We start from the raw sequence: 10663 nt of genomic DNA on the forward strand, positions 1-10663 counted from the left end.
ACCGGCCCAGCGTGTGCCGCGAGGTGGATGCCTCGTGGGAGTACGGCAAGGCCAGCTCGCAGTGCGACCGCGCGCGCATCGCGCATGGCATGGCGCCGCTGACCCTGGCGGACTGGCGCTGGCGCGATGACGCCGACAATGACGACGACCATCCCGACGACAACGGCAACAGCCCCTCCTCGCCACCGAACACGCCGGTCGCCGCCTGAGCTCCCGCCGCCGCGCTTACCCGGGGCTGCCGAGCCGGCAGCCCGCTGCAGGGCGCTTCACAGCGCGGTGTAACGCCCCCACAGGTCCTCGAACTCCTGCGCGAAGCTGCGCACCAGGTTGCGGTCGTTGGTGACCACCAGGTTCTCGTCGTTGTACGAGGTGGCGGTGCGCGTCCAGTTGAAGCTGCCGTTGGCCAGCAGCTTGCCGTCGAACAGCGCGAACTTGTGGTGCATGTGGTACTGGGTGTGGTCCACGTGCACCGCGATGCCGGCCTCGTGCAGGCGACGGATGTCGCTGCCATCGTCGTAGAGCTTGTCGTTGTCGCTGACGATGCGCACCTGCACGCCGCGCTTGTGCGCATCGAGGATGACGCTGGTCAGGCGGTCGTCGGAAATGGTGAACACGCAGATGTCCAGACTCTTCTTTGCACTGGTGCACAGCCCGCGCAGGCGCTGCATGCAGGCATCCCCCGGCGAGAAGTAGACGCTGCTCAGGGTCTCCGGGACATCGGCGGTGGCATCCAGGGTGCGCACGATCTGCTCGACCCATTTGAGCAGCGGCAGCGCGTCGGCCGGATTGGCGGCGATCTGTTCGCGGGCGATGTCGAAGGCCCGGTTGCGCAGGAAACGCACGCGGTCCGGTGGCAGCTCTTCGCCGAGCTCGCGCAGCTCGACCTTTTCCTGCGGGCTGAGCACCCGGTCCTGCACGCTGTCGCGCAGCTCACGGTCCAGACTGTCGAAATCCATCCATCGCTCCATGTACGGGTAGGCGGACAGCTTGGCACAGACAGCGCCGGCAGGAGCGGCCTCGGCGGCGAAGCCACCGATCGTTCAGCGCCCTGCAGCAACGCGGCGTGGAGACGCGTGCACCCACCCGGGCGGCCACGCCGCCACGCCAGGCGCATCAGGCGATGGGGTTGCGCTCCAGGAATGCCCGTACCGCCGGCACGATCACCTCGTGCTTGTCTTCCAGCACGTAGTGGTTGGCATCCTCGAACGCGGTCACCTCGGCCTGCGGCAATGCCGCGCGGAAGCCGGCCAGGAAGTGATGGTCGAAGCAGATGTCACGCAGGCCCCAGGCGATGTACACGGGGCGATCGGCGAAGGACGGCAGCGCCGCGGCGGCACGCTCCAGCAGCGACCAGGCCTTGTCGGCCGGCGACAGCGGGATGTCCTGCATGAAGCGGATGGTGGAGATGCGGTTGTCCCAGCTGTCGTACGGGGCCACGTAGGCACGCCGCACGTCGGCCGGCATGCGCCGGCTCACGCCCAGCCAGGACGCACCGGAGGAGAACGCATTGAAGGTGCGGATGAACCACTCGCCCGGCCTCCAGTGCCGGCCCATGGCGATCTGCCACGGCATCGGCTTGGCCGCCGGCAGCGGGAACGAGGCGGTATTGGTGATCACCATGCGCTTGACCTGGGCATGGTGCGACAGCGCCCAGCCGAAGCCGATCATGCCGCCCCAGTCGTGCACGGCCAGGGTCACCGGGCCGGTGATGCCCAAGTGGCGCAGCAGCGCGTCCAGGTCATCCACGCGCGACTGCAGGGTGTAGTCGTAGCGGCTGTCGTCCGGCTTGTCGGACAGGCCCATGCCGATGTGGTCCGGCACGATGCAGCGGTATTTGTCGCTCAGGCCGTTGACCAGGTGCCGCCACAAGTAGCTCCACGACGGGTTGCCGTGCAGCATCACCACCACCTCGCCATCGCGCGGGCCCTCGTCGATGTAGTTCATCGACAAGCCGGGGCGTACTTCGAAACGGTGGGTGTTGCTGGGGTAGCCGGGGAACGTGCTCATCGGGTCACACCTGCGAAAAAGGCCGGCAGAACCGGCCCCGTGATCAAAGCCCTTCTCCGCTTGGGGAGAAGGGAAAAGCGCGTTACCAGACCACCTCGGCCATCGTGCAGTTCAGGCCCGAGCCAATGCCCATCAGCGCGACGCGGTCGCCCTTCTTGAGCTTGCCGAGCTGGCGCAGCTTGCTCAGCACGATCGGCACCGAGGCCGGGCCGATGTTGCCGTGCTCGCCGAAGATGGTCATCACCTTCTTCGGGTCGATGCCGAAGGCCTTGATGAAGGCGTTGGTGTGCGGCTGGCTGACCTGGTGGATGACGAACTGGTCGATCTCCTCCACGGCCCAGCCCAGCGCGATGCGGGTGGCCTCGAAGGTCTTGGTGGCCAGCTTGATGCCTTCGATCAGCAGCAGGCGGGTATCGGTGACCATGCGGTCCAGGTTGCCCACGCACAGCTTGTTCCACTGGTTGGCCGCGCGGGTCACCCCGCCCTTGTAGCGCGGTGCGTCCGGCACCAGCTCCGAGCGTGCCAGCACCATGGCGGCGGCACCGGAACCGGTGGTCAGCGCGGCCACTTCGTCGCGCAGCTGCTGGGCGGTGATGTCCGGGGACATCATGCGCTCGAGCGTCTTCTCGTAGACCAGGTTGGAGGTCTCGCCGTCGACGATCAACGCGTAGTCGATGTCGCCGCGCTCAAGCATGCGCGCGGCCACGTCCATGCCGTTGATGAAGGCAAGGCAGGCGTTGGCGATGTCGAAGGTGACGCAGTCCTCGCCGATGCCCAGGTTGCCGGACACGATCGAGGCGGTGGACGGCTCCAGGTAGTCACGGCTGACCGAGGTATTGACCAGCAGGCCCACCTTGTCGGCGGTGATGCCGGCGTCTTCCAGTGCCTTCTGGCCGGCCATGGTGGCCGCGTCCGAAGCCTGCGTACCCTGGTCCCACAGGCGCCGTGCGTGGATGCCCGCGATGTCGCCAAGCACGTCGGCACGAATCCCCAGGCGCTCCAGCGTGGGCTGGAGACGCTCGTTGATTTCCTTGGAGGTCAGCGTATGCGGCGCATCAATATGCGCCAGTCCCGCGATCGAGACATTCTGGAAAGGCATCGGAAAGCGCCAAGACTCAGGCGAAGGGGGCGCTATTCTAGCGTCTGCGCCTTTTTACCGCATCTTTACAAATTCCGGCCCCGGCGTATGGAGTCGCCAGGGCCGCAGCTACCCCCTGCTCAGCGCGGCGGGCACTGGTAGGCGGCGAAGCGCTGGCTGCCATCGGCCGGCTGGCTGGTGGCCTGCACCGCGTTGGCGCCGGCGCTGGGGGCCTCGTTGCGGGCCAGGGTTTCCAGCTCTTCCTGCACGCGCAGCGGGTTGCGGTTGTAGAAGCCCACCTTGTTCTTGACCGAGACCACGATCTCGCCCTTGTTGATGCAGCCCGGCGCCACCGGGCCGGCCGGCAGCACGCGCGTGGCCTTGCCGCTGGACTCGATCGGCACCCAGGTGCAGGCGGCGGTGCTGGCGATGAGGACGGACAGAAGCAGGACGCGCATGGACTATTCCTTGTGAAGTGCAGAACGGATTGTGCCGTCAATGGATGAACGCGTCATGATCCCGGACGCGGGGGGCGGCCCTCACCCCACCCCCTCTCCCGCGGGCGGGAGAGGGGCCTGTTTCTCCTTGCCTGCCCGCTCCCGCGCACGGGAGCGGGCGCTGCGGCTTACTTGGCCTTGGCCACCGGCTTGCCGTCGGCATCGATCACGGTCACTTCGCCCAGCTTGAGCGCACGGACCGGGGCCTCGATCTTGGACAGGTCGCCGACGATCACCCAGGTCAGGGCGTTCGGGTCGATTGCCTTGGCCGCGTCCCTGGCCTGCGCCGGGGTGAAGTTGGCCACCTGCTCGTTGCGCACCTGCACCCAGTTGTCCGGGCGCCCGTAGCGGACGATGCCACCAATGGTGCCCATCACCGCCTGCGCGGTTTCATAGGCGCCGGGCTGGCTGCGCAGGTCGTTGTCGACCACCTTGGTCACTTCGGCCTGGGTGGCCGGCACCTTGCCGGTGCCGTACTCGGCGATCTCGCGCAGCATCTCGGCGGCCGATTCGGCGGTCTTGTCGATCTGCACCGGGGCAATGCCCAGGAACGGGCGCTGGCCCTGCGCCGAAGTGATCACGGTACGGGCCCCGTAGGACCAGTGCTTGTCTTCGCGCAGGTTCATGTTCAGGCGCGAGGTGAACGAGCCGCCCAGCACTTCGTTGGACATCTCCAGCTGCACCGCACCCGGGTCACGGGTGGAGGGCATCAGCTCGCCGGCATAGATGTTGGCCTGCACCGCGCCGGGCTGGTCGATCAGGAACACGCGCGGCGCGGTCGGGCGTGCCACCTGGGCCACGTCCACCTTCGCCGGTGCGGCACCCTCGCCCTTCCAGTCGCCGAAGTGCTTGTCCAGCACCGGCACGATCTTCGCCAGCGTGGTGTCGCCGACCACGATCACCGTGGCCTGCTCCGGGCGCAGCCACTGCTTCTGGTAGTTGAGCAGGTCCTGGCGGCTGATCGCCGCGACCGAGGCTTCGGTGCCGCTGCCGGTGAACGGCATGCCGTACGGATGGTCGGCGCCGTACAGCAGCGGCGGCAGCACGCGCAGCGCGGCGGTCTGCGGACGCGCCTTCTCCTGGGCGATCCCGGACAGCCACTGGCCCTTGACGCGGTCGATCTCGGCCTGGTCGAAGCGCGGCGTGCGCAGCATGTTGGCGAACAACTGCACCGACGCGTCCAGGTTCTCGGTCAACGCCGACAGGTAGGCGTTGGAACCGTCCAGCGCGGCACCGGCACTGAGCTGCGCGCCCAGGTCCTCGGCACGGGCCTTGAACGCCAGCGAGTTCAGTTCACCCGAGCCCTCGTCGAGCATCTGGCTGGCGAAGTTGGCCGTGCCCAGCTTGCCGCCGTGGTCACTGGAGTAGCCACCGGCGAACTCGTAGCTGATGTTCACCACCGGGGTGTCATGGCGCTCGGCCAGGATCACCTTGCTGCCGTTCTTCAGGGTGGCGTGCTGCAGCGCCGGGAAGACCAGCTGCGGGAAGCTGTCCACGCCCGGCACGCCGGCCTTGCGGTCGACGTTGCTGGCGGTGGTGGTGTACTTGGCATCCACCGCCGGCAACTGGAACGGCGCCGGCTTGGCCGAGGCCTCCTCGACCAGCGGCTTGCGCTCGCCCGGCTTGACCACGAAGGTGTGGCTCGGGTTGCCCAGCCACTTGGCGGTGGCCGCACGCACCGTCGCCGGCGTGGCGCTGGCCACGGTGGCCAGCGACTCGCGGAAGCAGGCCGGGTTGCCGGTGAAGGTGGCGCAGGAAGCCAGCGCGTCGGCCTTGCCGCCGAAGCCACCGATGCGCTCGATGCCGCGGATGAAGCCTGCACGGTAATCGGTCTGGGCGCGGGCCAGTTCCTCGGCGGTCGGGCCGTCCTTGATCAGGCGCTGCAACTCCTCGTCGATCACCGCTTCGACCCTGGCCGGGTCCACGCCCTGCTTGACCAGCGCGCGGATCGAGAAGTTGCCGGCCAGCTGCGAGCCGTAGTTGCTGGTGCTGACGCTGTCCACCAGCTTGTCGCGGTGGACCAGGCGCTCGTCCAGGCGCGAGCTGGCGCTGCCGCCAAGCACCTGCGAGGTCAGGTCGAGCAGGTCGGCGTCCTTGTCGCCGACCTGCGGCACGTTCCACATGCGCTGCACCAGCACCTGCGGGACCTTGTCCTCCAGCTCGGTGCGGCCGTTCTGCGCGAGCACCGCCACGTCCACCTTGGGCTGGGACATGGTCGGGGTGGCCGGGATGTCGCCGAAGTAGCGGGCGACCTTTTCCCGGGCGGTGGCCACGTCGATGTCGCCGGCCAGCACCAGCACCGTGTTGTTCGGGCCGTACCAGGTGCGGAACCAAGTCTTCACGTCTTCCAGCGAAGCCGCGTTGAGGTCGTTCATCGAACCAATGGTGGTGTGGTGGTACGGGTGGCCCACCGGGAACATCGTGCGCGAGACGACTTCGCGCAGCTGGCCATAGGGCTGGTTCTCGCCCTGGCGCTTTTCGTTCTGGACCACGCCGCGCTGTTCGTCCAGGGTCTTCTGGTCGATGGCGCCGAGCAGGTGGCCCATGCGGTCGGACTCCATCCACAACGCCATGTCCAGCGCGGTGGTCGGGATGTTCTCGAAGTAGTTGGTACGGTCGGTGTTGGTGGTGCCGTTCATGTCGGTGGCACCGGCCGCCTCGAACGGCGTGAAGTATTCGCCCGGCGCGTTTTCGCTGCCGTTGAACATCAGGTGCTCGAACAGGTGGGCGAAGCCGCTGCGGCCAGCCGGCTCGTCCTTGCTGCCCACGTGGTACCAGAGGTTGACCGCCACGATCGGCGCCTTGCGATCGGTGTGCACCAGCACGCGCAGCCCGTTGGGCAGGGTGAACTCGTCATAGGGGATGTCGACGGTGGCTGCGGCGGTCACCGATTTGGTCTTGGCCTGCGCCGGCAGCGGCGTGCCGACGAATCCTCCGAGGGCAGCACTCAGCGCGAGGGTCAACAGGGCGATACGGGGTGCAGCGTTCATTCCACGTTCCTTGGGCATGAAGTGAGCGCCGATCCTAACCGTCCTGCGCCTTCCACCGCATACGCCAAGCGTCATGGCCGCCCGTCAACGGCGGCCGGTGTCCGCGGACAACCCCTGCGCACACCCTGTGTCCGGACAGCGGACACTTTCAGAATCAAAAACATCCTTTCAATTCAACAAGATGCAGTTGGCACGCGTCCTGCGTACTCCTGAGTGCGTCCAGATCAACCCCAAAGCAACATGACTGGATGCTGAATAAACCTCGGGAAGTTGAAAAAGTTCTTGCATCCCGATATTTGGTGTACTACTTTACTACCACACCGCTGTTCACACACACCACATAGGTATCGCCATGAACGCCAAGTCCCTCGCCTTCGCCATCGCCCTCGTTGCCGGCACCGGGTTTGCCTCCGCGGTGCACGCTTCGGACATCACCACCCTGGAGACCGTGCAGGTCCGCCCGTCGGCCGACCAGATCGCCCAGGCCACCCATGAAGCCAACAGCAGCATCCCGACCCTGGCCGCCGTGCAGGTGCGCCCGACCGTCGGCCAGATCGTCGAGCTGATGGCAGAACAGGCCGCCTCGCGCCTGGCCGCCAACACCCCGGTGGCCATCGGTGCCAACGTTGGCCAGTGGATCGTCTCGCTGCCGGCCGTCAACGTCCGCCCGGACCTGGAGCAGGTGCAGGCCAAGGCCGTGGAAATGGCCGCCGGCGCCGTCGAAGGCGTGGTCGTGCAGAGCGTGATCGCCAAATAAGCCCACGCCCTGCGGGAGGCACCGCGGCGTAAACTTCGCCGATGACTTCCGCACCCGTTTTCGATGTCCTGCTGTACCAGCCCGAGATCCCGCCCAACACGGGCAACGTGATCCGGCTATGCGCCAATACCGGCGCGCGGCTGCACCTGATCGAGCCGTTGGGCTTCGACCTCAGTGACAAGCAGCTCAAGCGCGCCGGCCTGGATTACCACGAGTACGCGCAGATGCAGGTCCACCCGGACCTGGACACCGCGTTGGCGCGCATTGCGCCCAAACGCCTGTTCGCCATGAGCACCCGCGCCAGCGTGCGCTACGACAGCGTGTCCTTCGCTGACGGTGATGCCTTCCTGTTCGGTCCGGAGACCCGTGGCCTGCCGCAGGAAGTACTTGATGCCCTGCCCGACGGCCGCCGCCTGCGCCTGCCGATGCAACCGAACAACCGCAGCCTGAACCTGTCCAACTCGGTCGCCGTGGTGGTGTTCGAGGCGTGGCGCCAGCACGGGTTCCCGGGCGGCGCGTAAACGCGCCCAATCCCTGCCCTGTGCATGCGGCGCAAGGGAGGGGGTCTTCTGCGCGAGCGGATCGTTCGCAGCAAAACCCGTTTCCGCTCCCTCCCTTTGGCGTAGCCAAGGGGAAGGTTGGGGAGGGGGCGCTTCAACCCACAGACTACCCGCCGATCACGCCCTGCCCACGCAGCCGCTGCAGTTGCGCTTCACCCATGGCCAGCACCTCTCCCAGCACCTGCGTGGTGTGCTGCCCCAGCAGTGGCGCGGCCTGCGTGTACTGCAACGGCGTGCCCGAGAACTTCAGCGGGTTGCGCACCATCGCCACCGAGCCGCCGGCGGCATGCGGCACATCGATGCGCAGGCCGCGGGCCTGTACCTGCGGGTCGTCGAACACCTGGTCGATGCGGTTGACCGGATTGGCCGGCACCACGGCGGCCTCCAGCGCGGCCAGCCACTCGGCGGCCGGCCGCATCCGCAGCCGCTGCTGCAGGTGGGGCACCAGCTCGGCACGGTGGGCGACACGGGCACGGTTGGTGGCATAGCGCGGGTCAACGGCCAGTTGCGCCTCGCCGATCACCTCGCAGAGCCGCGCGAACTGCGCGTCGTTGCCCACGGCGAGCATGAAGTAGCCGTCCGCGGCCGGCATTACCTGGTACGGCACGATGTTGGGATGCGCGGTGCCCTGGCGGTCCGGCACCAGGCCACCCACCAGATAGTTCGAAGCCTGGTTGGCCAGCCAGGCCACCTGTGTATCCAGCAATGCCAGATCGATCTGCTGGCCCCGGCCGGTGCGCTCGGCATGGCGCAACGCGGCCAGGATGGCGGTGGCCGCATACATGCCGGTCATCAGGTCGGTGGCGGCGACGCCCACCTTCTGCGGGCCGGCGCCGGGCGCGCCATCCGGCTCGCCGGTGACGCTCATCAACCCGCCGATGGCCTGGATGGCGGCGTCATAGCCGGCGCGCTGCGCGTACGGACCGTCCTGGCCATAGCCGGTGATCGAGCAGTACACCAGCTTCGGGTTGATCGCCAGCAGGCTGGCAGCGTCCAGCCCGTACTTCGCCAGGCCACCGACCTTGTAGTTTTCCACCAGCACGTCGCAGCGCCCGACCAGTGCATGGACCAGCGCCTGCCCTTCGGTGGTGGTGAAGTCGATGGCCAGCGAGCGCTTGCCGCGGTTGGCGCACAGGTAATACGCCGACTCGGCGGTGTCGTTGCCGTCACCATCCTTCAGGTAGGGCGGTCCCCAACCGCGGGTGTCATCGCCCACGCCGGGGCGTTCGACCTTGATCACGTCGGCGCCGAAATCGGCCAGCACCTGCGTGCACCACGGCCCGGCCAGGATGCGCGACAGGTCAAGGACACGGACACCTTCAAGCAACGTCATTTCAGCCACCCTGCAGCACGGACCCGGGGAAGGCGCCACCACTGCGGCGCATCACCCATGGTAGCGGGCTGCCGGGCTGCTTCCGGCCAGCCCAGGGCAAGCGCACCGCGCCGGGCTTCGGGTATCCTGCGCGGCCCACGCATGCCCGCCAGCGCCTGAAGGCCGCCCGCCAGCCATTGCGTGTGTCCCGCCACCGCACGCCGGCACCGTCGCCACAGGTGTCACCTCGCGTGCAGAGGTACGGCAGGTGCCGGCCGCGCGCAACATTCCGTTTCGTGCCGCACGCGCTGCCGGTGATCATTCCACCGGTGGTTCAATCCACTGCCTGACAGCGGTGGACGTCGCACAAGCGTCACGTCATTGGGACAAGCGGGCAGCGCAAGCGCAGGCACGGGCCTGCAGGCAGGCGACGTGAGGTCATGCCGGTGCTCGCCAACCCACGCCCGGCCACGGCATCATTGCCGTCCCCACCCAACGCGATGCGGCCTCCGGCAACGGCGATCACGGCGTGGTTGGATGCGGACAGCAGCGCCGGCCAACCCCGGCCATCCCACGCACGCCGCTGCCCTGGCCTTCCGGGCCGTCATGGGACATCGCCGGGGCCTGGACGTTGCGGGCAGGAGCCTTCGCAATGACGTTGAACAAGGATCCGTACAGATGACTGGTACCAGACGCAGCAAGCCCCGCTACGCCGAACTCGGCGACCTGCTGCAGGCGGCGATCGAGAAAGGTGACCACCCCGTGGGCACCCTGCTGCCGACCGAACTGGAGCTGTGCGAGCGTTTCAACGTCAGCCGCCATACCGCACGCGCGGCGTTGGCCCAGCTGATCAGCGCCGGGCTGGTGCAGCGCCGTCCGGGCGCGGGCACCCGCGTGATCGCGCAGAACGCAGCCATGCGCTATGAGCAGCAGATCGACACCGTCGACCTGCTGATGCAGTACGGCAACACCGCCCGCCTGGAGGTGCTCGAAGCCGAACGCCTGATCGCCGACCTGGCCATGGCGCAGTACCTGGACATCGCCGAAGGCAAGGACTACCTGCGCCTGCACTGCCTGCGTCTGGAAGAACACACCCACGCGCCCGGCGCGGTCATCGAGGTGCTGATCCCGATCCGCACCGGCGTGCCCACCGAGCGCTTCCTGGACATCGCCAGCACCGCGCGCACGCTGGCCCGGTTCCTGGAGCCGGGGCGGTTGTCGCGGGTGGAACAGGTGTTCGACGCCACCGCCTTCGACGCCGGTGACGCCAAGCTGCTGGATATCAGGAAGCACGAACCGGCGCTGCGCGTGCAACGCCGTTACCGCGACGCCCAGGGCCGCCTGCTGCTGATCACCATCAGCCTGCACCCACCGGGACGCTTCGCCTATTCGATGGTGCTCTCACGCAGCCATCGTTGAACGGCCCTGCGTCGAGCGGATCGTACCTGGACGCGCCGGCCGC

9 protein-coding genes and 1 pseudogene are annotated in these 10663 nt (G+C 67.7%); 4 read left to right on the plus strand and 6 right to left on the minus strand.

The window, feature by feature from the left end; translation table 11 throughout:
- Positions 1-209, plus strand: a pseudogene (locus tag VA603_RS10865) (YkgJ family cysteine cluster protein); the annotation flags it as partial.
- A gap of 57 nt (positions 210-266) precedes the next feature.
- Here VA603_RS10865 and VA603_RS10870 read toward each other — a convergent pair.
- From VA603_RS10870 to VA603_RS10890, 5 genes are all read right to left on the minus strand, one after another.
- Positions 267-956, minus strand: coding sequence for a phospholipase D-like domain-containing protein (locus VA603_RS10870; protein ID WP_132863678.1), 690 nt, complete (start codon positions 954-956; stop codon positions 267-269).
- Positions 957-1113: 157 nt separating this feature from the next.
- A complete protein-coding gene (locus VA603_RS10875) occupies positions 1114-2007 on the minus strand; it encodes an alpha/beta fold hydrolase (protein ID WP_323438834.1) in 894 nt (297 codons plus the stop codon).
- A gap of 82 nt (positions 2008-2089) precedes the next feature.
- Positions 2090-3106, minus strand: a complete 1017-nt coding sequence (locus VA603_RS10880) for a 3-oxoacyl-ACP synthase III (RefSeq protein ID WP_132863681.1) — start codon at positions 3104-3106, stop codon at positions 2090-2092.
- A 119-nt stretch (positions 3107-3225) separates the two neighbouring features.
- A complete protein-coding gene (locus VA603_RS10885; RefSeq protein WP_132863682.1) occupies positions 3226-3543 on the minus strand; it encodes a DUF4156 domain-containing protein in 318 nt (105 codons plus the stop codon).
- A 167-nt stretch (positions 3544-3710) separates the two neighbouring features.
- Positions 3711-6572: a M16 family metallopeptidase gene (locus tag VA603_RS10890; protein ID WP_323438835.1), complete on the minus strand. Its 2862-nt coding sequence runs from the start codon at positions 6570-6572 to the stop codon at positions 3711-3713.
- A gap of 352 nt (positions 6573-6924) precedes the next feature.
- Between VA603_RS10890 and VA603_RS10895 the strand changes: the two genes are divergently transcribed.
- Positions 6925-7329: a hypothetical protein gene (locus tag VA603_RS10895; protein ID WP_192286985.1), complete on the plus strand. Its 405-nt coding sequence runs from the start codon at positions 6925-6927 to the stop codon at positions 7327-7329.
- Between the two features lie 41 nt (positions 7330-7370).
- On the plus strand, positions 7371-7850 hold the full coding sequence (locus VA603_RS10900) for a tRNA (cytidine(34)-2'-O)-methyltransferase (protein ID WP_323438836.1): 480 nt from the start codon (positions 7371-7373) through the stop codon (positions 7848-7850).
- Between the two features lie 145 nt (positions 7851-7995).
- Here VA603_RS10900 and VA603_RS10905 read toward each other — a convergent pair whose 3' ends face one another.
- Positions 7996-9222, minus strand: a complete 1227-nt coding sequence (locus tag VA603_RS10905) for a CaiB/BaiF CoA transferase family protein (RefSeq protein WP_323438837.1) — start codon at positions 9220-9222, stop codon at positions 7996-7998.
- Between the two features lie 657 nt (positions 9223-9879).
- On the opposite strand from VA603_RS10905, the gene VA603_RS10910 reads away from it, so the two are divergent.
- Positions 9880-10620 carry a GntR family transcriptional regulator gene (locus tag VA603_RS10910; RefSeq protein WP_323438838.1) on the plus strand — a complete coding sequence of 247 codons (741 nt, stop codon included), beginning with the start codon at positions 9880-9882 and terminating at the stop codon, positions 10618-10620.
- The last annotated feature ends 43 nt before the right edge of the window (positions 10621-10663 follow it).

It is taken from the genome of Stenotrophomonas capsici, assembly GCF_034961085.1.
Classification (GTDB): Bacteria; Pseudomonadota; Gammaproteobacteria; order Xanthomonadales; family Xanthomonadaceae; genus Stenotrophomonas; species Stenotrophomonas capsici.

Excerpts from the sequence above, each read along its gene's own strand:
- VA603_RS10870 (WP_132863678.1), bottom strand. The coding sequence starts at position 956 with ATGGATTTCGACAGTCTGGACCGTGAGCTGCGCGACAGCGTGCAGGAC.
- VA603_RS10875 (WP_323438834.1), bottom strand. The coding sequence starts at position 2,007 with ATGAGCACGTTCCCCGGCTACCCCAGCAACACCCACCGTTTCGAAGTA.
- VA603_RS10880 (WP_132863681.1), bottom strand. The coding sequence starts at position 3,106 with ATGCCTTTCCAGAATGTCTCGATCGCGGGACTGGCGCATATTGATGCG.
- VA603_RS10885 (WP_132863682.1), bottom strand. The coding sequence starts at position 3,543 with ATGCGCGTCCTGCTTCTGTCCGTCCTCATCGCCAGCACCGCCGCCTGC.
- VA603_RS10890 (WP_323438835.1), bottom strand. The coding sequence starts at position 6,572 with ATGAACGCTGCACCCCGTATCGCCCTGTTGACCCTCGCGCTGAGTGCT.
- VA603_RS10895 (WP_192286985.1), top strand. The coding sequence starts at position 6,925 with ATGAACGCCAAGTCCCTCGCCTTCGCCATCGCCCTCGTTGCCGGCACC.
- VA603_RS10900 (WP_323438836.1), top strand. The coding sequence starts at position 7,371 with ATGACTTCCGCACCCGTTTTCGATGTCCTGCTGTACCAGCCCGAGATC.
- VA603_RS10905 (WP_323438837.1), bottom strand. The coding sequence starts at position 9,222 with ATGACGTTGCTTGAAGGTGTCCGTGTCCTTGACCTGTCGCGCATCCTG.
- VA603_RS10910 (WP_323438838.1), top strand. The coding sequence starts at position 9,880 with ATGACTGGTACCAGACGCAGCAAGCCCCGCTACGCCGAACTCGGCGAC.